We start from the raw sequence: 24538 nt of genomic DNA, 5'->3' as shown, positions 1-24538 counted from the left end.
CTTTCCGGTTCATTTCACAAATTCACAAAATCGGAAAAAAAAATTCCGATTAATCGTGTTTTTTTTGAACTTTACGCGATAAACGTTAACATTAATTTAATAATATAAAACCTGGGGTGAGCGCCAATGAAAAAACAAGAAAGACAAAAGGCCATTCGGGTTAAGCTGGTAACCGATAAAAAGGTTTATGTTAGCGAATTAGCAAAGGAATTATCAGTTACGACTCGCACGATCCGTAATGACTTAAATGAGTTAAGTCAGAATACTCTTTTTTCATTATTCCATGGCGGCGCGCAATTAAACAACACACCTGATGAATCTTTATTTGAACAATCTTTCACAAATACAATATTGAACGGGTTCAAAAGCCATAAGGAAATCACAACGATTTCTACCCGTACCAAACAAAATAACTATATTGATGAAAGCATTTACATACTGGGTTCATTTAATATAGATATTGTCTCTGAAACTTCAACGTTCCCTCAGATTGGCCAGACCATACGCGCCTCTGCAACCCATTTTTATGCCGGAGGGAAAGGTACAAACCAGGCGGTTGCTGCAGCCAAAATCAATAACAATGTTCATCTTACTGTTAAATTAGGTACAGATGAGTTTTCGAAAAAAGCAAAAAGATACTTAACGAACACTGAAATTTCATCTTTCTCTTTTTTTGAAAATGAAATGTCCTCCACTGGAATTGCAATGGTTTGGGTTTCAGGTGCCACTGGAGACAATATGATCAGTATCGATCTTGGGGCCAATGAAACTTTCACCCAGGAAGATATTTTATTGGATATAGATACCATTCGTAATTGCAAAGTTTTTTTAACCCAACTGGAAAATAATTTTCCTATCACTCGCTTTGCCGTCATGCAGGCAAAACTCGGAAAATCTCTGGTTGTTCTGAATCCCGCTCCCTATGTTTCCGAGATCAAAGAAATATTGCATTTAATCGATATTATCACACCGAATAAAATTGAAGCTGAAGCGTTGTCAGGTATCAACATAGTTGATATTTATTCAGCAAAAAATGCCGCCAAGAGCATTCATATCCAGGGCGCAAAATGCGTCATTATCACGTTAGGTAGCGACGGTTGTCTGATCTTTGATGGCAAAACTTATACTCATATTCCGGCCTATAAATCAGCCGTTGTCGATACCAGTGGAGCAGGCGATGCCTTTACCGGGGCACTGGCTGCATGTATTGCAAACGGTAAAGGACTCATCAATGCAGCGCAATATGCTTCTGCGTTTGCATCGTTGAAAGTTGAACGTAAAGGTGCATCAAACATGCCCAGTAATTCGCTCGTTTATCATCGTATGCAGTAACTGTCTAGAGCATTATTTAGCCCCCTACACCTATAGGATAATTTCATGAAAAATAAAATGTTTTATCGTGTGATCGGTGCAACTGTCGGCTTAGCGCTTTCCGCCACCTTCACCGTACCTGCTTTTGCCGCCGATACGCAGACACATAAACCTAAAGTCGCGCTGGTCATGAAATCACTGGCAAATGAGTTTTTCCTGACAATGGAAACAGGAGCAAAAGATTATCAGAAAAAAAACGCCGACAAGTTTGACTTGATTTCTAACGGCATCAAAAACGAAACGGATACGGCAAATCAAATCCAGATCGTAGAGCAAATGATCGTCTCTAAAGCCGATGCTATCATCATTGCGCCATCAGACTCTAAAGCCCTTGTGCCTGTCATTAAAAAAGCGATTGATGCAGGTATCATTGTCATCAACATTGATAATAAATTTGATGACGGTGTACTCAAAGATAAAAATCTCAACATTCCTTTTGTTGGCCCGGATAACCAAAAAGGCGCAAAAGAAATTGGTGATTATTTAGCGAAGCACCTTAAACCAGGCGATCAGGTCGGTATTATTGAAGGCATCCCAACCTCCAGTAACTCTCAGCAACGTACCCTCGGCTTCCAGAACGCAATGGCACAAGGCGGAATGAAAGTAGTTTCCGTTCAATCTGGTCAATGGGAAATTAACAACGCTAATGCAGTGGCCGCTGCAATGCTGAGTGAATACCCCGATATCAAAGCACTGTTGGCAGATAACGACAATATGGCATTAGGCGCAGTTTCTGCAATTCGCTCTGCCGGGAAAAAAGGCCAGGTTCTGGTGGTTGGTTATGACAATATCGAAGCGATTAAGCCTATGTTAAATGATGGCCGTGTTTTAGCAACCGCAGATCAATTTGCTTCGCAACAAGCCGTATTTGGAATTGATGCCGCACTTGATGCGTTAAAAAATGGCAAAAAACAGAGTGAGCTCTCCAGCAACGTTGAAACGCCAATAAAACTTATCGTTAAACAATAAGTTAATAACCGTAAAACAGTGTGCCGCTGTGGTATTGCAATTATTTGGGTATCAGAGCGGCTTACCGGATAAGGCCAGAATATGAAAAGTGGGCAAGAGATCCTCACAATACAGGGAGTAGGTAAAACCTATAGTGAACCTGTCCTGGTAGATGTGACGCTAGCATTATATCCAGGAAAAGTATTGGCCCTGACGGGAGAAAACGGTGCCGGGAAAAGTACATTATCAAAAATTATTGGCGGACTAACTAGCGCAACTACCGGGCAGATGATTTATCAGGGTCAACCTTACGCCCCCGCTACCCGAAAAGAAGCAGAAAAGTTGGGTGTTCGCATGGTTATGCAAGAACTCAATTTGTTGCCTACATTGTCGGTCGCGGAAAACCTGTTTCTCGAACAACTTCCCCATCGGTTCGGCTGGATCGATCGGAAAAAGTTAACAGAAATGGCTCGCCCGGTGATGGCAATGGTTGGACTTCAATCTGTCGATCCTAATACGCTGGTAGGTGAACTGGGTATTGGTCATCAACAGATGATCGAAATCGCACGAAACTTAATTGGTGAAAGTCGGGTGCTTATTCTGGATGAACCGACGGCCATGCTCAGTAGTCGTGAAGTTGAACTCCTGTTTAAACAGATAGCGCTGTTTAAAGCCCGTGGGGTTTCAATCATTTATATTTCTCACCGTCTCGATGAGTTAGCGATAATTGCTGACGATATTGCCGTACTCCGAGATGGCCATTTGGTTTGCGTGGACGATATCAAACGTTATACCAGCGATCAGCTTGTTTCGCTGATGGTCGGGCGCGACTTAGAAAGTTCATTTGATTTAAGTGGACGTCAGGCAGGTCATCCCATCCTGAAAGTGGAAAATTTTAAGCGTGGGAAAATCATTCGGGATACGTCATTTACATTGTACAGCGGTGAGGTGTTAGGGATCAGCGGTCTGGTCGGCTCCGGCAGAACAGAACTTCTGCGTGCTATTTTCGGCGCTGATAAAATCGACAGTGGCAGCTTGCTGATTGGCTCCCCATTAAAGCCCGTAGCGATCCGTTCTCCTGCTGAGGCTATTCGACACGGTATCGCATTAGTCACGGAAGATCGTAAAGGTGAAGGGCTTTTATTACCCCAGTCGGTTGCAGCAAATATTTCATTGGGCAACAGCGACAAAATAAGTCATCTGTCGGTCGTTAACGCATTGAGTGAAACCACGTTAGCAAATAAACACATCAAAAGTTTAGCTGTTCGTACAACAAACACAGCACAGGCAGTGGAGAGTTTATCGGGCGGCAACCAGCAAAAAGTTTTGATTAGCCGATGGCTGGAACGAGACTGCGAAGTTGTCCTATTTGATGAGCCCACTCGCGGTATTGATGTCGGCGCTAAACAGGATATTTACCAGTTGCTGAATACGTTGACGTCTAAGGGAAAAGGCGTTGTTGTCGTTTCCAGTGATCTGCGCGAACTCATGCTCGTTTGCGATCGTATTGCGGTAATTTCCGATGGCAAGTTAGTGAACACATTTACGCGTGATGACTGGAGCCAGGATCGCATTTTAGCGGCAGCATTTTCGGCATATCAACATGCAGAAGATACCGTCAGCGAGTAGCCGGGGATAAAAAATGAAAAACAACTTTGCGACAAAACAAGCAGCAGCAGAGAAAGGTAAGGCCCAGACGTCATGGAAAGGATTAAGTAGCTACATCGGGCTGCTCGGAGCATTATTGGCGATGATAGTCCTGTTTTCATGCCTCAGTACACATTTTCTGAGTATGAATACCTTTAGTACTATTGCGAATCAGATCCCCGATTTAATCGTCATGTCGGTAGGGATGACGTTTATCTTAATTATTGCCGGTATCGACCTTTCGGTTGGCTCGTTGCTGGCTCTTGCCGCAGCGGTAGTCAGCGTCACCTATTTAAATTTCCAGTGGTCGCCATGGCTGGCCGCGCTTTCTGGCATAGCACTCGCTACATTAGTTGGAGCACTGACGGGACTGATTACCGTTGCCTGGCGTATTCCAGCCTTTATCGTCTCACTGGGCGTACTGGAAATGGCCCGCGGGGCGGCATACCAGTTAACTGACTCCCGAACTGCCTATATCGGTTCTATTTATGATTATTTAGCCGACCCGATTCTCTTTGGCGTCTCCCCTTCTTTTATTATCGCGATCGTCGTCATTATTGTCGGACATTTGGTACTGACCCGAACCGTTTTTGGCCGCCATTTAATTGGTATTGGAACCAATGAAGAAGCTGTCCGGTTATCAGGCATCAATCCCGGGCCCTACAAGATCGCAGTCTTTGCCCTGATGGGTGGATTATCTGGTCTGGCATCACTCTTTCAGGTGGCCCGTCTCGAGGCGGCAGACCCGAATAGTGGCGTGGGGATGGAGCTACAGGTTATTGCTGCTGTCGTGATTGGAGGCACGAGTCTGATGGGGGGACGCGGCTCGATTATCTGTACTTTTCTTGGCGCGTTGATTATTTCCGTACTGGCAGCAGGGCTGGCGCAAGTTGGCGCCAGCGAGCCCACAAAACGTTTTATCACAGGAGCCGTTATTATCGTTGCAGTGGTACTTGATACCTATCGTAGCCATTTAAATAAAAAATAAGCGAGATGGTTACCCGGCGCGACCGGGTAACCGAAGGAAATGATAACCGCTACAATCCGATCGCGGTCCCTATCAGCAGCCAGATATTCAGTGCCACAACCAGCAGCACAATCACCCAGCCAACCTGTTTTACCCAACGGCGGTTAACCAAATCGCCCATCAGTTTACTGTCGCTGGTAAATATCAGCAGCGGCACCAGAGCCAGTGCAATCCCAAAACTGAGCAATACCTGGCTCATCACCAGAATACGGGTAGGATCAAGTCCCATCAGGATAACGATAAACGACGGCATCATGGTGACGGTGCGGCGTACCCAAAGCGGAATGTGAAAGCGAATAAACCCTTGCATCACAACTTGTCCCGCCAGTGTTCCGACAACCGTAGAGGAAAGCCCAGCAGCCACCAGACTCAAACCAAAGACCGTCGCCGCAGCGTGACTCAACAACGGTTCAAGCGTCAGGTAGGCCTGATCGAGGTCAGCAATACCGGTATGCCCGCTAAAGTGAAATGCCGCTGCCGCCGTCGCCATCATCGCCAGATTAACAAATCCGGCAATTGTCATGGCGATAGCCACATCCCATTTGGTTGCCGTGTATCGCTGCTGGCGTGTCCCACCATGCAGATGCTGGGTTAAGGATGAGTGCAGATAAATAACGTGCGGCATAATGGTGGCGCCGAGCACACCGGCCGCCAGAAATACCGCTTCAGAATTGGGCAGGCTGGGGATAATCATTCCCTTACTCAGCTGTGCCAGGTTCGGCTGAGAAAAAACCAGTTCTACAATGTAAGCCGCAGCAACGAACAACAATAATCCGCCAATCACTTTCTCCAGCGGCTTTTGCCCACGACGTTGCAGCATCAGGATCAAAAAAGTCGCAATCCCAGTAAGCACAGCCCCCTGCAACAGAGAAACACCAAGGATCAGCTTGAAGCCAATTGCAGCCCCAATAAATTCGGCAAGGTCTGTCGCCATGGCGATAATTTCAGCCTGCACCCAGTAGAACCAGACCACGGGGCGCGGATAATGATCGCGAATTTGCTCCGCCAGATTTTTGCCAGTGGCAATGCCCAACTTAGCTGATAGCACCTGAATCAACATTGCCATCAGGTTTGCCCAGACAACGACCCACAGCAGTTTATAGCCAAAGCTGGCACCTGCCTGGATATTCGTAGCAAAGTTACCCGGGTCGATATACCCGATAGCCGCGATGAACGCAGGTCCCATTAATGCGAGCTTCAACTTGCGCGCTGCCCGTCCACTGCTACTCTCAACGCGATCGTTCGTCATTTTAGTGCCTCAGAAACATAGCCTTTGCTATGTTTTAAGCTACGCTTATTGAGAATGATTATCAAATTCATTTTGATGGGTTGAATTGATTTCTCTGATAGCGTTGGTCTATGGGTTGATAAGAAATCTGGAAATACCGGCGAGATGTTTAATTATTGTTATGAGATTAGCACAATGACATAACTTTTCACTTCCATACTAAACATAACGGAAGTGTATCGCGGATCACTAATTTTGAATCTCGTCACAGGTCCTTATTATAGTGTGTGTTTGATCTCGTTTTCTTTGGTGTTGTTACATAGAATGTGCACGGAAACTAAACCTGCCTCATATTTGGAGCAAATATGGACCGCGTTCTTCATTTTGTCCTGGCCCTTGCCGTCGTTGCGGTACTCGCACTGCTGGCAAGCAGTGACCGTAAAAAAATCCGCATTCGTTATGTTATTCAATTGCTTGTTATCGAAGTGTTACTGGCATGGTTCTTCCTGAACTCTGATGTCGGCCTGGGCTTCGTGAGAGGCTTCTCCGAAATGTTTGAAAAACTGCTCGGATTCGCTAATGAAGGGACAAACTTTGTCTTTGGCAATATGAACGACAAAGGTCTGGCATTCTTCTTCCTGAAAGTGCTTTGCCCGATCGTCTTCATTTCCGCCTTGATCGGTATTTTGCAGCATATCCGTGTTCTGCCAGTTATCATCCGCGCTATTGGTTTCCTGTTATCCAAAGTGAACGGTATGGGCAAGCTGGAATCCTTCAACGCCGTCAGCTCCCTGATCCTGGGTCAGTCTGAAAACTTTATTGCCTATAAAGATATCCTGGGCAAAATGTCACGCAACCGCATGTACACCATGGCTGCAACGGCGATGTCTACCGTTTCCATGTCTATCGTGGGCGCGTACATGACCATGCTGGAACCGAAATACGTCGTTGCGGCGCTGGTTCTGAACATGTTCAGCACCTTTATCGTACTGTCGCTGATCAACCCTTACCGTGTTGATGCCAGTGAAGAAGATATCCAGATGTCCAACCTGCACGAAGGGCAGAGCTTCTTCGAAATGCTGGGGGAATACATTCTGGCGGGCTTCAAAGTGGCGATTATCGTTGCAGCAATGCTGATTGGTTTCATCGCGCTGATTGCAGCTCTGAACGCCCTGTTCGCCACCGTTACCGGTTGGTTTGGCTACAGCATCTCCTTCCAGGGTATCCTGGGCTACATCTTCTACCCTATCGCATGGGTAATGGGTGTTCCGTCCAGCGAAGCACTGCAGGTAGGTAGTATCATGGCGACTAAACTGGTTTCTAACGAATTCGTTGCGATGATGGACCTGCAGAAAATCGCTTCAACGCTCTCTCCGCGCGCTGAAGGCATCCTCTCTGTGTTCCTGGTATCCTTCGCTAACTTCTCTTCAATCGGTATTATCGCAGGCGCAATCAAAGGCCTGAACGAAGAGCAAGGCAACGTGGTCTCCCGCTTTGGTCTGAAACTGGTATACGGCTCCACGCTGGTGAGCGTACTGTCCGCTTCCATCGCAGCACTGGTGCTGTAAAACAGCCACGCAGTGACAAAGCCGGGGAGATTCTCCCCGGCTTTTTTATGCCTGTTACTCAGCAATCTGAATGGAAAAAAGAGAAATCGGGCTGGAAGTAGAAACAAAAAACCCCCGCTTTTCAGCGAGGGCTTCAATTTTGGTGGAGCTAAGCGGGATCGAACCGCTGACCTCCTGCATGCCATGCAGGCGCTCTCCCAGCTGAGCTATAGCCCCACGATGCTTTTACGTACCAAATTTATTGGGATTAAATTTGGTGGAGCTAAGCGGGATCGAACCGCTGACCTCTTGCATGCCATGCAAGCGCTCTCCCAGCTGAGCTATAGCCCCGTCACGTAAAGCTTGTCGAGTTGACGGGCGGCATCATATGAATTCCCTTCGCATGTGTCAACGGCAAAATCAATTCACAGAATTCAATCGCTGAAAAAGCAGTCAAATGAAGAACATTGCGCAACAACTCGCATTCAGTAGTTAAACGCGTCACGGTTTCGACTAAAATGGTGCTATAAAATGAACCACTAATTAACCCCACGACTATTCAGGGAATCGTTATGTTCAAGGAACGGATGACGCCAGAAGAACTTGCTAATCTGACCGGTTACAGCCGACAAACCATCAATAAATGGGTGCGCAAGGAAGGCTGGGCTACATCACCCAAACCAGGCGTTCAGGGTGGTAAAGCCCGTCTGGTTCACGTTACCGAACAAGTTCGTGAATACATCCGCAGTGCCGAGCGTTCAGCTGAAGGCTTATCAGATAATTTATCTTTATCAGGTGACTCCTCTATCGAAGCGCTGCTGATAAGGCTGGCTAAAGAAATGACGCCATCAGAACAGAAAATGTTTACGTCACTGATCCTGCGTGAAGGCATTACGGGTTTATTACAACGCTTAGGGATCCGCGACAGTAAATAATATGAAAAAATTACGCAGCAAAATGACCACCGAAGAGCTGGCTGAATGTCTCGGGGTCGCCAAACAAACCGTCAATCGCTGGATCAGAGAACAAAACTGGAAAACCGAAAAGTTTCCCGGCGTGAAGGGTGGCCGCGCAAGGCTTATTCATATTGATGGCAGTGTGCGGGAATTTCTTCTCAATATTCCTGCATTTCGCAAAGTCCCTGAGTTTTATCAGGCAGAAGAACCTATTGCGGAATACACACACGTTACTCGCAGCCCTGCATTTCGCCAGATAATTGGTGCAGTAGAAAACATGTCCCCGACGGAACAAGAAAAGCTGGCGCTTTTTCTTTCACGTGAAGGTATCCGCAGTTTTCTCGCCCGTCTCGGCATTGATGAATCGGAATAAGCACAAAAAAAACGGCAGGATATTTTCCTGCCGTTTTTCTATGTATCAACCCGCCTTACTGCTGACTTTCACGCTCAGCAATAAACGCCAGGGCTTTGTTAATACGTTCAATGCTACGAGATTTTCCAATCGCATGCACCGTTACGTCTAACGCCGGAGACTGGCCTGCGCCGGTTACTGCAACGCGCAGTGGCATACCCACTTTACCCATACCCACTTCCAGCTCATCAGCGGTTGCCTGAATCGCGTGGTGGACATTTTCAGCCGTCCATTCGCTAATTTCAGCCAGCTTGTCGCGAACCACTTCCAGTGGCTGACGTGCAACCGGACGCAGGTGTTTCTTCGCCGCATCAGCATCGAACTCGGCAAAGTCTTCGTAGAAATAGCGGCAGCTCTGCGCCATCTCTTTCAGTGTTTTGCAACGCTCACCCAGCAGTTTCACCAGTTCGGAAAGTTGCGGACCAACGCGAGTGTCGATATTTTCCTGCTCAATGTGCCATTGCAGATGCGTTGCCACATATTCCGGAGCCAGGGCGTTAATATAGTGATGGTTCAGCCACTGCAGTTTCTCAGTGTTGAATGCACTCGCAGACTTGCTCACCGCGCCAAGGGAGAACAGCTTGATCATCTCTTCGCGGGTAAAGATTTCCTGATCGCCGCTGGACCAGCCCAGACGCACCAGGTAGTTCAGCAGCGCTTCCGGCAGGTAGCCATCATCGCGATACTGCATTACGCTGACTGCTCCGTGACGTTTGGAGAGCTTTTTACCGTCGTCGCCGTTGATCATCGAAACGTGTGCATAAACCGGCACTGGCGCGTTCAGCGCTTTCAGGATGTTGATCTGACGCGGGGTGTTGTTGATATGGTCTTCACCACGAATAACGTGGGTGATTTCCATATCCCAGTCATCGACCACAACACAGAAGTTATAAGTCGGAGAACCATCGGTACGGCGAATGATCAGATCGTCCAGCTCCTGGTTACTGAATTCGATCGGCCCACGGATCTGGTCGTCAAAAATAACGGAACCGTCCTGCGGGTTAGCAAAACGTACCACGCAAGGCTCATCGTCCGCATGATGTTCGTGACCATGACGGCAGCGACCGTCGTAACGCGGCTTTTCACCTTTCGCCATCTGCTCTTCACGCAGTTGTTCCAGACGCTCTCTGGAGCAGTAGCATTTATAGGCTGTACCCGCTTCCAGCATCTCATCGATAACTGCGTTGTAGCGATCAAAACGTTTGGTCTGGAAGTACGGACCTTCATCCCACTCAAGGTTCAGCCAGTTCATGCCATCCATAATGGCTTCGATAGCTTCCGGTGTGGAGCGTTCGAGATCGGTGTCTTCAATACGCAGCACAAACTCACCGCCATGGTTACGTGCAAAAAGCCAGGAATAAAGAGCAGTACGCGCACCGCCGACGTGCAGGTAACCTGTCGGGCTTGGCGCGAAGCGAGTTTTGATTTTCATGAAATGGCCTTACGTTTATAAAGATGCCGACAACCGGCAAACCTGGGAAGATTATCAGGGTGGTATTCTATCACCGTGGTCTGATTCCTCAATGTTGATCAGGTTGGAACATCACGCTTTACCATTTTCGTATACAAATCATGCCGCACGGCCTGTTTTGCGATCGTTTTGTTTAAATTTACGACGAACGAACAATTTCTTTTGAAAATGCGTTGACTCATTTTCAACTCTCCCTATAATGCGACTCCACACAGCGGGGGTGATTAGCTCAGCTGGGAGAGCACCTCCCTTACAAGGAGGGGGTCGGCGGTTCGAACCCGTCATCACCCACCAACTACTTTATGTAGTCTCCGCCGTGTAATGTAAGAAATTGAGAAGTGGGTGATTAGCTCAGCTGGGAGAGCACCTCCCTTACAAGGAGGGGGTCGGCGGTTCGATCCCGTCATCACCCACCACTTCGGGGCGTTAGCTCAGTTGGTAGAGCAGTTGACTTTTAATCAATTGGTCGCAGGTTCGAATCCTGCACGCCCCACCAATGTAAAAAGGCGCCCTAAAGGCGCCTTTTTGCTATCTGCGATTTATAAGATTCGAACCTGCAGCAGGTTCGGGTCTCACGTAGTGAGAGAACGGTGCCGTTTGCGGCGACGGCCCGGAGGGTGAGCGAAGCGAGTCATCCCTACTAAATGATATGTTTTAAGCCGGATAAGACATTCGTACTACCATCCGGCAGAAATATCACATCGTCAGTGCCCCCACCAGTTTCTCCAGCGCAGGCGTCGCTTGTTGTTGGTCATACACAATATACAAATCTGCCGGAATACGTTCTTCTAACGCCCGAAATACAACACCCGGCCAGTTCATCTGAGCGTAGCTATCTGCAATTAACGTAATACCAATTCCCATGCTAATCATCGCCAGCACCGTTTGCGGTTCCCGCACTTCACGAATTATCATCGGAGAGAATCCAGCGCTCTGGCAAACACGTTGCAGAAATGCCCAGTCAGTATGAACTGAAGGCATAGTGACAAAATATTCGTTACGCAGCGCTTCCAGCGGTACTGCATCATAAGCAGTAAGTGGATGCTCTTCCGGCATAGCCACCAGAAAAGAAGATTCATGCAAACGCAGGCTGGTAAATCCGGGAGAAGGCTCAGTTGCCATCCGCCAAACACCCGCATCCAGTTCACGCCGCTCCAGCATGGTCATTTGCATTGCAGGCATGTTTTCACGAAACAGTACTTCGACGTTAGGGTTATCCTTCAAAAAACACCGCATCACCGGACGCATTTTTCCCCACATTGCGGTGCCAATAACGCCGAGTTCGATCCGCCCTGCCTCGCCACGACCAATCTGTTCAACTCTTGCCAGCGCCTGATTCGCACTGGATAACAGACGACGTGACTCTTCCATCAAAATTTTTCCGGCATGGGTTAACGCCACACTCCGGGAATGGCGGATAAATAAAAGCGTACCAAGTTGCTGTTCCAGCTCTTTAATATGAGTACTGAGCGGAGGTTGTGACATATTCAGGCGAGCAGCAGCACGTCCAAAATGCAGTTCTTCTGCGACAGCAAGAAAATAACGCAGTAACTTCAGATCGATACGGTGCGTGCGTTCCATGTGTAATGCGCTCCTGAAGCGAAGGATAATGCGCAAAGTTACCACATTGCATCGCAGAACATGAAACGGCAGGCATGAGCGCCTGCCGTTATGATGGTCAATGTGCCAGCGATTTCTGCACTGGTTTTTCCGGCTGATGTTTATAGCGGAAGAACAACGCAAAGATAACAGCTAATAGCAGAGAATAAGCAGCAAATACCAGCCAGATAGTCTGCCAATCCTTGATACCATCAACAGAGAAATAATCCACTGCCATACCGCTCAGGATTGAGCCAACCCACGCCCCAACACCGTTCACCATTGTCATAAACAGGCCCTGCGCACTGGCACGAATATTGGAACTCACCTCCTGCTCAACGAACACTGATCCTGAGATGTTGAAGAAATCGAACGCACAGCCGTACACGATCATCGACATCAGCAGTAGAACAAAACCAAACGGTGACGGATCGCCAAAAGCAAAGAAACCAAAGCGCAGCGTCCACGCCAGCATACTCATCAACATCACCGTTTTAATGCCAAAGCGTTTCAGGAAGTACGGGATGGTGAGGATAAAACCCACTTCCGCCATCTGTGAAACCGAAAGCAAAATAGACGGATACTTAACGACAAAGCTGTCAGCAAACTCAGGGCTACGAGCAAAATCATGAAGGAATGGATTGCCAAAAACATTAGTGATTTGCAGCACAGCGCCAAGCATCATCGCAAACAAAAAGAAAATCGCCATTCGCGGATTTTTAAACAGGACGAAAGCATCCAGCCCCAATTTACTGGCGAGCGTCGTGGCGGTTTTCTTCTCTGCAACAGGAATTTTCGGTAACGTAAAAGCGTACATTGCCAGCAACAACGATGCACCAGCCGCGATATACAGTTGCGCACTACTGAGTTCCAGGCCCATCAAACTTACTGTCCACATGGCAACAATAAAACCAATAGTGCCAAATACGCGAATCGGCGGGAAAGCGGTTACTGGATCCTGACCTGACTGTGCAAGGCAGGAGTATGAAACGCTGTTCGATAACGCAATCGTCGGCATATAAGCCATCGCGTTAGCTAACATAACCCAGAACATGGTCTCAGGGTCAGTCACGGTTGTCGCGTATAACAACACACCTGCGCAAACCAGATGGCAAAGCATGTAGGCACGTTCTGCACGAAGCCATTTATCAGCGATAATCCCCATAATGCCTGGCATAATAATCGCAGCCAACCCTTTCGAACTGTAGACCATACCGACATTAGCCCCAGTGAAATCCAGGGTGTTAATCATGTAAGAACCCAGGGTCACCAGCCAGCTTCCCCAGATGAAGTATTGCAAAAACGACATGAGCTTTAAGCGAGATACGATACCCATATTTCCGTTCCTTGCCACTCAAAGTAAGACCCCGCAAGCGGGGTCATTTTTATTATTTATTCAGGCCAGTTTGCGTAAGAAACCGCAGATCAGATTGATGAAGTTCTGCCGGGATAGCTCAGCGGCAGCCAGTGTCTGCGCGTGAGATAATTTCACATCCCCCAGTCCTTCAGCCAGATTCGTAATGGCTGCAACCGCAACCACTTTCAGGCCACAGTGACGCGCAGTGATAACTTCGGGCACGACTGACATCCCGACGACATGACCTCCAATGATTTGCATCATGCGAATTTCTGCTGCTGTTTCAAAGTTTGGTCCCGGATAGGAAACAAATACGCCTTCACTAAGCGGGAAACCCTCTTCTGTCGCGACGGTTTGCAGGATTGCACGATAGTCTGCGTCATATGCATTCGCCAGCGAGAAGAAGCGCTCTCCAAAACGCTCATCGTTAAGCCCAACCATTGGCGTACCCGGCATAGTATTGATGTGATCGCTAAGCGCAACCAGACTACCTGGTCCTACTTCGGGACGCAGAGAACCTGCGGCATTAGTGCAAAACAACAGTTCGCAACCAAGCAGTTTCAGAGTGCGAATGGCATCGGTCATCACCGTCATGCCGCGACCTTCGTAGAAGTGCCCGCGCCCTTTCATACACGCAACGGGAATCCCCGCCAGATTCCCCAGCACCAGCTCACCAGCATGGCCATGTACGGTACTAACCGGGAATCCCGGCAGCTTCTCGTAAGAGATCGCCACCGCGTCCTCAATTTGATCTGCCAGCGCGCCAAGGCCAGAACCGAGGATAAAAGCCACGCGCGGCGTGAAATCAGGTTTGTAACCACGAATGATATCGGCGCTATACCAGGGATTCTGTGAAAAAAGTGAGGCGTTCATGGGATATCCTTAAAACTGAGTAATCGAAAATATCGTAGGGTGCTGTGATGTTATAGCGAGACTACGCAATCGATTACCAATACACTTTTCCCCGACTATCGATAGCAAATCTGTATTGATAACGTGGGCTAAATCGGTGCGAACTCACATTATTTCCCCGCCAGAAATGGCAGACAGCGCTCAAGCACGAGCAACAGCAGCCCTTTTATAAGGTGAGGTTTATATCTGATAGAGCGGATCGCGGACTCGACCCGCGGTTAGTTCACTGGCCTGTGTACGTACCACGTCCCACAAAGCCTGAGCGGCGGTCGATAACGACCGATTTTTGCGTCGAGCCAGCATCAACTGTCGTTCAACCACGGGTGTCAAACGTTTGACCTGCAGATGACTCCCCTGCGGCAAGGGTAACGCCAGCGCGGGCAACACACTAATACCAATCCCCGCTTCGACCATCGGAAAGAGCGTCGCCGGATGGCCAATCTCCTGCACAATATTGGCATCTATGGAAAAATGGGCCAGCGCTGCATCAATCAATGGCCGGCTACCGGACGCATAATCCTGTAATACAAGCTTCGCGCCCTGTAACGCCTGCCAGGGCACATAATCCTGCGCTGCAAATGGATGTTCGCGGTGACACAAGAGAAAGAAGGGCTCGGAGAGGATCGACTCACACTGAAGATCGCTCGCCGCACCAGGATCGATAACGATCCCAAAATCAACATCGCCCTGCCGAATGCTTTCCATCACCCATTGCTGTGGGCGATCGTGCAGAACAAACTGGATATCAGGGTAGCGCCGGTGGCTTTCAGCAATGCACTGTGGAATTAAATGCGCAGAGATGGTCTGGCTGGCGGCAACCCGAACTTTACCACTCAACTGCTGCCCCATACGTCCGGCTTCGCGCAGCGTGCTGTGCAGCTCATCCAGGATGCGCTCCAGTCGTGTCGCCAGCTGTTGCCCGGCTTCCGTCAACACAACCTCTCGTGTTGTGCGATCCAATAGCCTGACACCTGTCTGCCCTTCCAGCTCTTTAACGCTGTGGCTGACCGCCGACTGACTTAAGCCAATAATTTCCCCCGCCCGACTGAAGCTTTTAGCCTGAGCGACGGTGACAAAGATGCGTAGCTGACGTAGTGAGTAATTCATTTATTCAATTCATATATGGATGCAATAAATCAATTTTATTTCTCAAATAGAAAAACGCAAAATGTTGATACCGAATCCCAGGAGCTTTTATGAAACTTTTTCGTATCCTTGATCCGTTCACCCTGACGCTTATTACGGTCGTTTTACTGGCATCCTTTTTTCCAGCCGAAGGCGGTTTTGTGCCCTTCTTTGAAGGTCTAACCACCGCCGCTATTGCCCTGCTGTTTTTTATGCACGGAGCAAAGCTTTCGCGTGAAGCCATTATTGCGGGCGGTAGCCACTGGCGTTTACATCTGTGGGTAATGTGCAGCACCTTTGTGGTCTTCCCTGTGCTGGGTGTCTTGTTCGCCTGGTGGGCACCGGTCAACGTTGATCCGATGCTATACACAGGCTTCCTGTATCTGTGCATTTTGCCGGCCACAGTGCAGTCGGCTATCGCCTTTACATCGCTGGCAGGCGGTAACGTAGCTGCCGCAGTTTGCTCCGCCTCGGCCTCCAGTCTGTTGGGTATTTTCCTCTCTCCGTTACTGGTAGGCCTGGTAATGAATATGCATGGTGCAGAAGGCAGCCTGGAGCAAGTTGGTAAGATCATGCTGCAATTGCTGTTACCTTTCGTACTGGGACATCTCTCGCGTCCATGGATTGGTGCCTGGGTGTCACGCCATAAAAAATGGATCGCTAAAACCGACCAGTCCTCCATTCTGCTGGTGGTTTACTCTGCATTCAGCGAAGCGGTCGTTAACGGTATCTGGCACAAAGTTGGAGTCGGCTCACTGCTGTTTATCGTTGTGGTCAGCATCGTATTGCTGGCAATTGTGATTGGTATCAACGTCTTTGTTGCGCGTAAATGCGGCTTCAACAAAGCCGATGAAATCACCATTGTTTTCTGCGGATCGAAAAAGAGCCTGGCGAACGGGATCCCGATGGCGAATATCCTGTTCCCGACGTCAGTGATAGGAATGATGGTGCTGCCGTTGATGATCTTCCATCAAATTCAGCTCATGGTGTGTGCCGTGCTGGCGCGTCGCTATAAACGACAAACTGACGAATTACAGGCGCAGCGGGAAAGCCGCGCAGCAAAGGCTTAAAGCGGACGTTTCAGGGGCTGCACCAACTGCGTCAGCCCCTCAGTTTTAATCAGCAGCGTGATTTGCATCAGTTCACCCAGTTTGCCCGGTGGAAACTCATCCTTACGGGCAAACCACAACAGATACTCTTCCGGCACATCAATCAATCGCCGCCCTTTGTATTTACCAAAGGGCATCACGGTATTGGCGATGTCAATCAGCTGCTCTTTTTCCATTTCAGGCACCCAGTAAACGAATCATTTCGGCTTCATCAATCACGGCAATGCCCAGTTCCTGGGCCTTCGCCAGCTTCGATCCTGCCGCTTCGCCAGCAATCACCAGGTCGGTTTTCTTCGATACGCTTCCCGCAACTTTCGCACCGAGTTCGCTCAGTCTGGCTTTAGCATCATCACGAGACATCTGGCTCAGACTTCCGGTCAGCACCACCGTCTTACCGGCGAAGGGACTGTCTATCTCCTCTGCATTGATAACAACAGGAGCGGGCCAGTGAATGCCTTGTGCCAGCAGTTGGCCAATGACCTCGCGGTTACTCTCTTCCGCAAAGAAGTTAAACACGTGCGTGGCCACCACGATGCCAACATCCGGTACTTTTTGCAGTTCGTCAATGGACGCTGCTTCCAGCGCATCCAGGGTACCGAAATAAGCAGCCAGTCCCGCAGCAGTCGCTTCACCAACCTCACGAATACCAAGCGCATAGAGGAAACGGGCAAACGTCGTTTCTTTCGCTTTCTCCAGTGCATTCACCACATTTTGCGCCGACTTTGGCCCCATACGATCCAGTCCGGTCAGCTTACCAGCAGTTAACTGGAACAGATCGGCTGGCGTATGGACATACTCTTTCTCAACCAGTTGGTCGATAATTTTATCGCCCATGCCGTCAACATCCAGCGCCCGGCGCGAAACAAAATGTTTGAGAGATTCTTTACGCTGTGCACCACAAATTAAACCACCGGTGCAGCGGGTAACAGCCTCACCTTCAACACGCTCAACGTCAGATCCACATACCGGGCATTGGGTAGGGAATTCTATTTCACGCGTCTCTTCCGGGCGCTCGGAAAGTACCACGTTCACGACCTGCGGGATCACATCACCTGCACGGCGAATCACTACTTTGTCACCGATGCGCAAACCAAGACGCTCGATTTCATCGGCATTATGTAGTGTGGCGTTACTGACCAGCACGCCGGCGACCTGTACTGGCTCAAGACGGGCAACGGGCGTAATCGCACCGGTACGTCCAACCTGGAATTCGACATCGCGCACAAAGGTCATCTGTTCCTGCGCAGGGAATTTAAACGCCACAGCCCAGCGCGGTGCGCGGGCAACGAAGCCCAGTTGCTCCTGCAGCGCCATTGAGTTGACCTTAATGACCACACCGTCAATGTCAAAACCAAGCGACGGACGGTCCTCCTCCACCTTGTGGTAGAACGCCAGAACAGCTTCTGGTGAATCGCATAGCGTCACTCTGTCGCTGACCGGAAGCCCCCATGCTTTAAATTGCAACAAGCGGCCCAGATGGGTATCAGGCAGTTCGCCTCCTTCAAGTACGCCGACGCCATAACAGAAGAAAGTAAGTGGTCGCTTCGCCGTAATACGTGGATCAAGCTGGCGCAACGAACCCGCCGCCGCATTACGCGGGTTAGCAAACACTTTATTGCCAGTACGACGCGCTTCTTCATTGATTTTTTCAAACCCGGCCTGTGGCAGGAACACCTCACCACGCACTTCCAGACGGGCTGGAATATTTTCGCCACGCAATTTTAGCGGGATAGCGCGAATGGTGCGCACATTAGAGGTAATATCTTCGCCAGTCGTACCATCACCGCGTGTCGCAGCACTCACCAGCACACCATTTTCATACAAGATACTTACCGCCAGACCGTCCAGCTTCAGCTCGCAGCACCAGGTCAGTTTGTCGGTACTCTTCAGCCTGTCCTGCACGCGTTTATTGAAGGCCAGAAAACTCTCTTCATCAAAGACGTTATCCAGCGACAGCATTGGGACTTCATGGCGTATCTGGCTAAACGCCGCCAGCGGGGCTGCTCCTACGCGTTGAGTTGGCGAGTCGGGCGTAACCAGCTCCGGATGCTGCGCTTCCAGTTCACGCAGTTCACGCATCAGGCGGTCATATTCCGCATCGGGAATTTCCGGCGCGTCCATCACATGGTAAAGATACTCATGATGGCGAAGCGTGGTTCGCAGTTCTGTCAGTTGTTGTTCGATTGATTCCATATCGCACCATCAATGATAAAAAACCCCCGACAGGCGGGGGTTCAGAAAGGAGATGTCACGCCAGAAGAAGATCAGGCGTGTGATTCTTTAACTTCGCGGATGCGGTCCTGATACTCGCGCAGTTTCTGCGGCGTCATCATTCGACGCTGATCATCAAGCACCACACCGCCGACTTCATCAGCAATGTGCTGTGCGGACTGCAACATCAGCTTAAAGTTTTGCAGCTCGTCCCCATAAGAAGGCACCTGCATAAAGATGGTGACGCCAGGGGTGGTAAAATCGCCGGTCATCTCAGGATCAAACGTTCCGGGGTTCACCATATTCGCAAGGCTGAACAGCGACGGACCGCTGCCGTCCGGGCTCAGATGACGATGGAAAATATTCATATCGCCAAACTTGAAGCCGGCCTGCTGAATGCTGTTGAGCAGCACTTCACCATTAAGCTCGCTGCCATGATGAGCCGCGACGTTCATAATGATGACCGCTTCTTTACGCTGCGGTTTTTCAGCAACAGGCTCTTTTTCAACAACGGGTTCAGGCTGCGGTTGATGCTCCACGGCTGGCTCCACAGGCTGGAAGGTCTGCGGTGCAGGTTGCGGGGCTTGCTGCACGGGTTGCTGAACCTGCGGGGCCACTGGCTGAGGCTGAACCGGCTGGTGTTGTACAGGCTGTTGCTGTTGTACAGGCTGCGGCGGATGCTGAACATGCGGCGGCGGCACCGGCGCTTCAGCGGGCTGCTGCGCGGGTTGACGCGGCTGAGCAGACGCATAAGGCGGCTGGTACTGGTGTTGCGGCGGCTGAGGAGGAACCCCATGTTCCTGAGCGTTGCCGGGAGCATGATTTACACGATGAACGCGAACTTCGCCCACACCTTCGTCTTCCTCGACGTTATCGTCGAACGAATCCTCATCGTCACGTTTAGACTTCATGCGTTTAAGTGGGCGATCGCGGAATATAGAAGACCGCTCTTTACGGCTAGTCCAGAAACCATGTACCAGTAAAGCGATTATGGCGATCGCGCCAACAATGATTAATATCAGACGCAAATCCTGCATCATTATATTCTCTGTTGTTCTAACACCTTGCCACCACGGCAAACATTTACTTACTAAGAGTATTTGTCGATTACGCCAAGTGCAAGTGCGCTCTCAACTTTCACAGCATAAAGATGAACAAAATCGTGCTTTTTGCTGTTTTTTCGAACATTTCCGAACTGGTCTACGCTCAACAACCGAGTAAGATAGGTAAAGTTTACCCAGGGTTTATATAATACGGAGTACGTCCTGACTATGGTTTCATCATCTGCAGTTATATCACGCAGCGGTTTTTATTACTTTTCTCAGGGATGGAAACTCATCACCCAACCGGGGATCCGTCGTTTTGTTCTCCTGCCTTTGCTGGTGAATATTCTGCTGATGGGGGGAGCATTCTGGTGGTTATTTACGCAACTGGATAGCTGGATCCCCGCACTGATGAGCCATGTCCCGCAGTGGCTACAGTGGCTCAGTTATTTACTCTGGCCTATTGTGACCATTTCCGTACTGTTGGTATTTGGCTACTTTTTCTCCACGATTGCTAACTGGATCGCCGCCCCCTTTAACGGATTGCTGGCAGAACAACTGGAAGCGCGCCTGACCGGCGCAACCCCGCCAGACACCGGGGTGCTAGGCATAATGAAAGATGTGCCGCGCATTATGAAACGCGAATGGCAAAAGCTGGCATGGTATCTTCCGCGCGCCGTTGTGCTTCTGCTTCTCTATTTCATTCCTGGGATTGGCCAGACTGTCGCGCCGGTGCTGTGGTTTTTGTTCAGCGCGTGGATGCTGGCTATTCAGTACTGCGACTATCCTTTTGATAACCACAAAGTTCCTTTCAAAGAGATGCGCACCGCCCTGCGCATGCGCAAAGTCACTAATATGCAGTTTGGCGCGCTGACCAGTCTGTTCACACTGATCCCGGTACTGAATCTGGTGATCATGCCAGTCGCGGTTTGTGGAGCCACGGCGATGTGGGTAGATTGCTATCGTGATAAACACGCGTTATGGAAATAATGCAAATATGTGTAAAACACGAGTGGCTTAGATCCACTCTTATTCCATACTGGAACGCATTATTTCTCATCAGCATATAGATATGCGAATTCCTTACTTCCCCATACTTTTTCAACAGGTATGCTGAAGCGGTATCCCAATTTCATACAGTTAAGGACAGGCCATGAGTAAGATTTTTGAAGACAACTCGCTGACTATCGGTCATACGCCGCTGGTTCGACTGAACCGTATCGGTAACGGACGCATTCTGGCGAAGGTGGAATCACGTAACCCAAGCTTTAGTGTCAAATGCCGTATCGGTGCCAATATGATTTGGGATGCCGAAAAACGTGGGGTACTGAAACCGGGCGTTGAGCTGGTCGAACCAACCAGTGGTAATACCGGGATTGCGCTGGCCTATGTCGCCGCCGCTCGCGGTTACAAACTGACTCTGACGATGCCGGAGACCATGAGCATTGAGCGTCGTAAGCTGCTGAAAGCACTGGGTGCGAACCTGGTACTGACCGAAGGCGCAAAAGGTATGAAAGGCGCCATTCAGAAAGCGGAAGAAATTGTCGCCAGCGATCCGGAAAAATTCCTGTTGCTTCAGCAGTTCAGCAACCCGGCAAACCCGGAAATCCATGAAAAAACCACCGGCCCGGAAATCTGGGAAGACACCGATGGTCAGGTTGATGTGTTTATCTCTGGCGTGGGTACCGGCGGTACATTGACCGGGGTAACACGCTACATTAAAGGGACCAAGGGCAAAACGGACCTCATCACCGTTGCTGTTGAACCTACAGATTCTCCAGTTATCGCCCAGGCTCTGGCAGGTGAAGAACTTAAACCTGGTCCGCACAAAATTCAGGGTATTGGCGCAGGCTTCATTCCGGGTAACCTTGACCTGAAGCTAATCGATAAAGTCGTGGCGATCACTAATGAAGAAGCCATCTCTACAGCGCGCCGCCTGATGGAAGAAGAAGGTATTCTGGCAGGTATCTCTTCGGGTGCTGCGGTTGCTGCTGCACTTAAGCTCCAGGAAGATGAAGCCTTTACCAATAAGAATATAGTGGTTATTCTACCGTCATCGGGTGAGCGTTATCTGAGCACTGCACTGTTTGCCGATCTCTTTACTGAGAAAGAACTGCAACAGTAATGCCAGCATGTTAAAAACGCGTAAAAAAGCACCCTTTTGGGTGCTTTTTTGTGGCCTGCTTCAAAGTTTCAACCCACCTGGCATTGATTCAGCCTGCCGGAACTGGTATTTAACCAAACTAATTATTTTGATGCGCGAAATTAATCGTTACAGGAAAAGCGCTAGCTGAATCGATTTTATGATTTGGTTCAACTCTTCCTTTCGCGGCATAATGTTTAATGACGAACGAAACGTCAGCGGCAAGAAGTTGCCAGCAACGGATTGCACCGAACTCCTTTTGTGTCGCGTCCTGTTTACGCCGACGCTAACAATACAGGCTAAAGTTGAACCGCCAGGCTAGACTTTAGTTCCACAACACTAAACCTATAAGTTGGGGAAATATAATGTTCCAGCAAGAAGTTACCATTACCGCTCCGAACGGTCTGCATACTCGCCCTGCTGCTCAGTTTGTTAAAGAAGCAAAAGGCTTTACTTCTGAAATTACTGTGACTTCCAACGGCAAAAGCGCCAGCGCAAAAAGCCTGTTTAAACTGCAGACTCTGGGCCTGACTCAGGGCACCGTTGTTACCCTTTCCGCAGAAGGCGAAGACGAGCAGAAAGCAGTTGAGCATCTGGTTAAACTGATGGCTGAACTCGAGTAAGTTCAACGAGTTCTTTTCAATATCAGTCACAAGTAAGGTAGGGTTATGATTTCAGGCATTTTAGCATCCCCGGGTATCGCTTTTGGCAAGGCACTGCTGCTGAAAGAAGACGAGATCGTCATTGACCGGAAAAAAATTTCTGCCGACAAGGTTGATCAGGAAGTTGAACGTTTTCTGAGCGGTCGTGCCAAGGCATCTGCGCAACTGGAAGCGATCAAAACTAAAGCTGGTGAAACGTTCGGTGAAGAAAAAGAAGCCATCTTTGAAGGGCATATCATGCTGCTCGAAGATGAGGAGCTGGAGCAGGAAATCATAGCCCTGATTAAAGATAAGCACATGACGGCTGACGCAGCTGCGCATGAAATTATCGAAGGTCAGGCCACAGCCCTGGAAGAGCTGGATGATGAATACCTAAAAGAACGTGCGGCTGACGTACGTGATATCGGTAAACGCCTGCTGCGTAACATCCTGGGTCTGGCAATTATCGACCTGAGCGCCATTCAGGAAGAAGTTATCCTGGTTGCCGCCGATCTGACTCCGTCAGAAACCGCACAGCTGAACCTGAACAAGGTGCTGGGTTTCATTACTGACGCAGGTGGCCGTACTTCCCACACCTCAATTATGGCGCGTTCCCTCGAACTACCTGCCATCGTGGGTACCGGTAGTGTTACCTCTCAGGTTAAAAACGACGACTATCTGATTCTGGATGCCGTAAACAACCAGGTTTACGTCAATCCAACTAACGACGTTATCGAGCAACTGCGTGCCGTTCAGGAGCAGGTGGCGACCGAAAAAGCGGAACTCGCTAAGCTGAAAGATCTGCCAGCTATCACGCTGGATGGACATCAGGTGGAAGTTTGCGCCAATATCGGTACCGTTCGTGACGTTGAAGGCGCTGAGCGTAATGGCGCTGAAGGTGTTGGTCTGTATCGTACCGAATTCCTGTTCATGGACCGTGACTCGCTGCCGACTGAAGAAGAACAGTTTGCCGCGTATAAAGCCGTTGCAGAAGCATGTGGCTCTCAGGCTGTCATCGTACGTACCATGGACATTGGCGGTGATAAAGAACTGCCGTACATGAACTTCCCGAAAGAAGAGAACCCATTCCTGGGCTGGCGTGCCGTGCGTATCGCTATGGATCGTAAAGAGATCCTGCGTGACCAGGTTCGCGCTATCCTGCGTGCTTCTGCTTTCGGTAAACTGCGCATCATGTTCCCGATGATCATCTCTGTTGAAGAAGTGCGTGCACTGCGTAAAGAGATTGAAATCTATAAACAGGAACTGCGCGACGAAGGTAAAGCATTTGACGAAAGCATCGAGATTGGCGTAATGGTGGAAACACCAGCTGCGGCAACGATTGCGCGTCATTTAGCCAAAGAAGTTGATTTCTTTAGTATCGGCACCAATGATTTAACGCAGTACACCCTGGCAGTTGACCGTGGTAATGATATGATTTCACACCTTTACCAACCGATGTCGCCATCTGTTCTGACGCTGATCAAGCAAGTTATTGATGCTTCTCATGCTGAAGGCAAATGGACCGGCATGTGTGGTGAGCTTGCAGGCGACGAACGTGCTACACTTCTGTTGCTGGGGATGGGTCTGGACGAATTCTCTATGAGCGCCATTTCTATCCCGCGCATTAAGAAGATTATCCGTAACACGAACTTCGAAGATGCGAAGGTGTTAGCAGAGCAGGCTCTTGCTCAACCGACAACGGACGAGTTAATGGCTTTAGTTAACAAGTTCATTGAAGAAAAAACAATCTGCTAATCCACGAGATGCGGCCCAATTTACTGCTTAGGAGAA

The 24538-nt window shown here is 49.3% G+C and carries 22 protein-coding genes and 5 tRNA genes; 15 read left to right on the top strand and 12 right to left on the bottom strand.

The genetic code is table 11. The features are described from left to right. Positions 1–126: 126 nt before the first annotated feature. The 4 genes from SK36_RS04600 (at position 127) to SK36_RS04585 (ending at position 4954) form a co-directional block, all read left to right on the top strand. Entirely contained in the window at positions 127–1332 is a 1206-nt protein-coding gene (locus SK36_RS04600) for a PfkB family carbohydrate kinase (protein WP_045445849.1), read from the top strand. 45 nt (positions 1333–1377) lie between these two features. Continuing rightward, the gene (locus SK36_RS04595; protein WP_045445852.1) at positions 1378–2340 is read left to right on the top strand and encodes a sugar ABC transporter substrate-binding protein; all 963 of its coding nucleotides are present in this window, start codon (positions 1378–1380) and stop codon (positions 2338–2340) included. An 81-nt stretch (positions 2341–2421) separates the two neighbouring features. Further along, complete coding sequence (locus SK36_RS04590; RefSeq protein ID WP_048220864.1) at positions 2422–3948, top strand: sugar ABC transporter ATP-binding protein; 1527 nt, start codon at positions 2422–2424, stop codon at positions 3946–3948. A 13-nt stretch (positions 3949–3961) separates the two neighbouring features. Further along, a complete protein-coding gene (locus SK36_RS04585; protein WP_045445858.1) occupies positions 3962–4954 on the top strand; it encodes an ABC transporter permease in 993 nt (330 codons plus the stop codon). Positions 4955–5003: 49 nt separating this feature from the next. On the opposite strand, the gene SK36_RS04580 is transcribed toward SK36_RS04585, so the two are convergent. Both SK36_RS04580 and SK36_RS25205 read right to left on the bottom strand, forming a co-directional pair. After that, complete coding sequence (locus SK36_RS04580) at positions 5004–6242, bottom strand: Nramp family divalent metal transporter (RefSeq protein WP_048220863.1); 1239 nt, start codon at positions 6240–6242, stop codon at positions 5004–5006. Next, positions 6239–6313 (bottom strand): hypothetical protein, encoded by a 75-nt coding sequence (locus SK36_RS25205; protein ID WP_420808581.1) that lies wholly within the window; start codon positions 6311–6313, stop codon positions 6239–6241. Before SK36_RS25205 ends, SK36_RS04580 begins: the two co-directional genes overlap by 4 nt. Positions 6314–6586: 273 nt before the next feature. Here SK36_RS25205 and nupC point away from each other — a divergent pair, with 273 nt between their 5' ends. Next, the gene (gene nupC / locus SK36_RS04575; protein WP_045445864.1) at positions 6587–7789 is read left to right on the top strand and encodes a nucleoside permease NupC; all 1203 of its coding nucleotides are present in this window, start codon (positions 6587–6589) and stop codon (positions 7787–7789) included. Positions 7790–7929: 140 nt separating this feature from the next. Here nupC and SK36_RS04570 read toward each other — a convergent pair. Further along, positions 7930–8005, bottom strand: a tRNA-Ala gene (locus SK36_RS04570). A 38-nt stretch (positions 8006–8043) separates the two neighbouring features. Continuing rightward, positions 8044–8119: transfer RNA gene (locus tag SK36_RS04565), tRNA-Ala, on the bottom strand. A 221-nt stretch (positions 8120–8340) separates the two neighbouring features. Between SK36_RS04565 and SK36_RS04560 the strand changes: the two genes are divergently transcribed. Continuing rightward, positions 8341–8703 (top strand): YfeC-like transcriptional regulator, encoded by a 363-nt coding sequence (locus SK36_RS04560; protein WP_048220862.1) that lies wholly within the window; start codon positions 8341–8343, stop codon positions 8701–8703. A gap of 1 nt (position 8704) precedes the next feature. Further along, entirely contained in the window at positions 8705–9097 is a 393-nt protein-coding gene (locus tag SK36_RS04555; protein WP_048220861.1) for a MerR family transcriptional regulator, read from the top strand. A 55-nt stretch (positions 9098–9152) separates the two neighbouring features. Here the strand turns inward: SK36_RS04555 and gltX are convergent, their stop codons facing one another. Beyond that, on the bottom strand, positions 9153–10568 hold the full coding sequence (gltX, locus tag SK36_RS04550) for a glutamate--tRNA ligase (RefSeq protein ID WP_045445872.1): 1416 nt from the start codon (positions 10566–10568) through the stop codon (positions 9153–9155). A gap of 257 nt (positions 10569–10825) precedes the next feature. Between gltX and SK36_RS04545 the strand changes: the two genes are divergently transcribed. The 3 genes from SK36_RS04545 to SK36_RS04535 all read left to right on the top strand — a co-directional run bounded on the left by SK36_RS04545 (position 10826) and on the right by SK36_RS04535 (position 11103). Next, positions 10826–10901 (top strand) — tRNA-Val (locus SK36_RS04545). Between the two features lie 46 nt (positions 10902–10947). Next, positions 10948–11023: transfer RNA gene (locus SK36_RS04540), tRNA-Val, on the top strand. A gap of 4 nt (positions 11024–11027) precedes the next feature. Next, positions 11028–11103, top strand: a tRNA-Lys gene (locus SK36_RS04535). 200 nt (positions 11104–11303) lie between these two features. On the opposite strand, the gene SK36_RS04530 is transcribed toward SK36_RS04535, so the two are convergent. From SK36_RS04530 to SK36_RS04515, 4 genes are all read right to left on the bottom strand, one after another. Continuing rightward, complete coding sequence (locus SK36_RS04530) at positions 11304–12188, bottom strand: LysR family transcriptional regulator (RefSeq protein WP_045445875.1); 885 nt, start codon at positions 12186–12188, stop codon at positions 11304–11306. Between the two features lie 97 nt (positions 12189–12285). Further along, positions 12286–13542: a nucleoside permease gene (locus SK36_RS04525; RefSeq protein WP_045445879.1), complete on the bottom strand. Its 1257-nt coding sequence runs from the start codon at positions 13540–13542 to the stop codon at positions 12286–12288. A gap of 60 nt (positions 13543–13602) precedes the next feature. Continuing rightward, the gene (gene xapA / locus SK36_RS04520) at positions 13603–14436 is read right to left on the bottom strand and encodes a xanthosine phosphorylase (RefSeq protein ID WP_045445882.1); all 834 of its coding nucleotides are present in this window, start codon (positions 14434–14436) and stop codon (positions 13603–13605) included. A 219-nt stretch (positions 14437–14655) separates the two neighbouring features. Then, complete coding sequence (locus SK36_RS04515; RefSeq protein WP_048220860.1) at positions 14656–15582, bottom strand: LysR family transcriptional regulator; 927 nt, start codon at positions 15580–15582, stop codon at positions 14656–14658. A gap of 89 nt (positions 15583–15671) precedes the next feature. On the opposite strand from SK36_RS04515, the gene SK36_RS04510 reads away from it, so the two are divergent. Then, positions 15672–16670, top strand: a complete 999-nt coding sequence (locus SK36_RS04510; RefSeq protein WP_045445888.1) for a bile acid:sodium symporter family protein — start codon at positions 15672–15674, stop codon at positions 16668–16670. On the opposite strand, the gene SK36_RS04505 is transcribed toward SK36_RS04510, so the two are convergent. The 3 genes from SK36_RS04505 to zipA form a co-directional block, all read right to left on the bottom strand. Further along, a complete protein-coding gene (locus SK36_RS04505; RefSeq protein WP_045445890.1) occupies positions 16667–16885 on the bottom strand; it encodes a DUF3820 family protein in 219 nt (72 codons plus the stop codon). The genes SK36_RS04510 and SK36_RS04505 overlap by 4 nt on opposite strands. Before the next feature lies 1 nt (position 16886). Continuing rightward, the gene (ligA, locus tag SK36_RS04500; RefSeq protein ID WP_048220859.1) at positions 16887–18902 is read right to left on the bottom strand and encodes an NAD-dependent DNA ligase LigA; all 2016 of its coding nucleotides are present in this window, start codon (positions 18900–18902) and stop codon (positions 16887–16889) included. Positions 18903–18973: 71 nt separating this feature from the next. Beyond that, a complete protein-coding gene (zipA, locus tag SK36_RS04495; RefSeq protein WP_048220858.1) occupies positions 18974–19960 on the bottom strand; it encodes a cell division protein ZipA in 987 nt (328 codons plus the stop codon). A gap of 231 nt (positions 19961–20191) precedes the next feature. On the opposite strand from zipA, the gene cysZ reads away from it, so the two are divergent. From cysZ to ptsI, 4 genes are all read left to right on the top strand, one after another. Beyond that, entirely contained in the window at positions 20192–20953 is a 762-nt protein-coding gene (gene cysZ, locus SK36_RS04490) for a sulfate transporter CysZ (RefSeq protein ID WP_048220857.1), read from the top strand. 163 nt (positions 20954–21116) lie between these two features. Continuing rightward, complete coding sequence (cysK, locus tag SK36_RS04485; protein WP_045445901.1) at positions 21117–22088, top strand: cysteine synthase A; 972 nt, start codon at positions 21117–21119, stop codon at positions 22086–22088. Positions 22089–22471: 383 nt separating this feature from the next. Then, entirely contained in the window at positions 22472–22729 is a 258-nt protein-coding gene (gene ptsH, locus SK36_RS04480) for a phosphocarrier protein Hpr (protein WP_002913505.1), read from the top strand. Positions 22730–22774: 45 nt separating this feature from the next. Beyond that, a complete protein-coding gene (gene ptsI / locus SK36_RS04475) occupies positions 22775–24502 on the top strand; it encodes a phosphoenolpyruvate-protein phosphotransferase PtsI (RefSeq protein WP_045445911.1) in 1728 nt (575 codons plus the stop codon). Positions 24503–24538 lie beyond the last annotated feature (36 nt).

The organism is Citrobacter sp. MGH106, assembly GCF_001037495.1.
In the GTDB taxonomy this organism is placed as follows: Bacteria; Pseudomonadota; Gammaproteobacteria; order Enterobacterales; family Enterobacteriaceae; genus Citrobacter; species Citrobacter murliniae.
Note: the sequence above shows the minus strand (reverse complement) of the source record. Positions and strands in the feature narration are given on the sequence as shown.

What these genes read in the sequence shown, in the direction of transcription:
- SK36_RS04600 (WP_045445849.1), top strand. Translation starts at nt 127, where the DNA reads ATGAAAAAACAAGAAAGACAAAAGGCCATTCGGGTTAAGCTGGTAACC.
- SK36_RS04595 (WP_045445852.1), top strand. Translation starts at nt 1,378, where the DNA reads ATGAAAAATAAAATGTTTTATCGTGTGATCGGTGCAACTGTCGGCTTA.
- SK36_RS04590 (WP_048220864.1), top strand. Translation starts at nt 2,422, where the DNA reads ATGAAAAGTGGGCAAGAGATCCTCACAATACAGGGAGTAGGTAAAACC.
- SK36_RS04585 (WP_045445858.1), top strand. Translation starts at nt 3,962, where the DNA reads ATGAAAAACAACTTTGCGACAAAACAAGCAGCAGCAGAGAAAGGTAAG.
- SK36_RS04580 (WP_048220863.1), bottom strand. Translation starts at nt 6,242, where the DNA reads ATGACGAACGATCGCGTTGAGAGTAGCAGTGGACGGGCAGCGCGCAAG.
- nupC (WP_045445864.1), top strand. Translation starts at nt 6,587, where the DNA reads ATGGACCGCGTTCTTCATTTTGTCCTGGCCCTTGCCGTCGTTGCGGTA.
- SK36_RS04560 (WP_048220862.1), top strand. Translation starts at nt 8,341, where the DNA reads ATGTTCAAGGAACGGATGACGCCAGAAGAACTTGCTAATCTGACCGGT.
- SK36_RS04555 (WP_048220861.1), top strand. Translation starts at nt 8,705, where the DNA reads ATGAAAAAATTACGCAGCAAAATGACCACCGAAGAGCTGGCTGAATGT.
- gltX (WP_045445872.1), bottom strand. Translation starts at nt 10,568, where the DNA reads ATGAAAATCAAAACTCGCTTCGCGCCAAGCCCGACAGGTTACCTGCAC.
- SK36_RS04530 (WP_045445875.1), bottom strand. Translation starts at nt 12,188, where the DNA reads ATGGAACGCACGCACCGTATCGATCTGAAGTTACTGCGTTATTTTCTT.
- SK36_RS04525 (WP_045445879.1), bottom strand. Translation starts at nt 13,542, where the DNA reads ATGGGTATCGTATCTCGCTTAAAGCTCATGTCGTTTTTGCAATACTTC.
- xapA (WP_045445882.1), bottom strand. Translation starts at nt 14,436, where the DNA reads ATGAACGCCTCACTTTTTTCACAGAATCCCTGGTATAGCGCCGATATC.
- SK36_RS04515 (WP_048220860.1), bottom strand. Translation starts at nt 15,582, where the DNA reads ATGAATTACTCACTACGTCAGCTACGCATCTTTGTCACCGTCGCTCAG.
- SK36_RS04510 (WP_045445888.1), top strand. Translation starts at nt 15,672, where the DNA reads ATGAAACTTTTTCGTATCCTTGATCCGTTCACCCTGACGCTTATTACG.
- SK36_RS04505 (WP_045445890.1), bottom strand. Translation starts at nt 16,885, where the DNA reads ATGGAAAAAGAGCAGCTGATTGACATCGCCAATACCGTGATGCCCTTT.
- ligA (WP_048220859.1), bottom strand. Translation starts at nt 18,902, where the DNA reads ATGGAATCAATCGAACAACAACTGACAGAACTGCGAACCACGCTTCGC.
- zipA (WP_048220858.1), bottom strand. Translation starts at nt 19,960, where the DNA reads ATGATGCAGGATTTGCGTCTGATATTAATCATTGTTGGCGCGATCGCC.
- cysZ (WP_048220857.1), top strand. Translation starts at nt 20,192, where the DNA reads ATGGTTTCATCATCTGCAGTTATATCACGCAGCGGTTTTTATTACTTT.
- cysK (WP_045445901.1), top strand. Translation starts at nt 21,117, where the DNA reads ATGAGTAAGATTTTTGAAGACAACTCGCTGACTATCGGTCATACGCCG.
- ptsH (WP_002913505.1), top strand. Translation starts at nt 22,472, where the DNA reads ATGTTCCAGCAAGAAGTTACCATTACCGCTCCGAACGGTCTGCATACT.
- ptsI (WP_045445911.1), top strand. Translation starts at nt 22,775, where the DNA reads ATGATTTCAGGCATTTTAGCATCCCCGGGTATCGCTTTTGGCAAGGCA.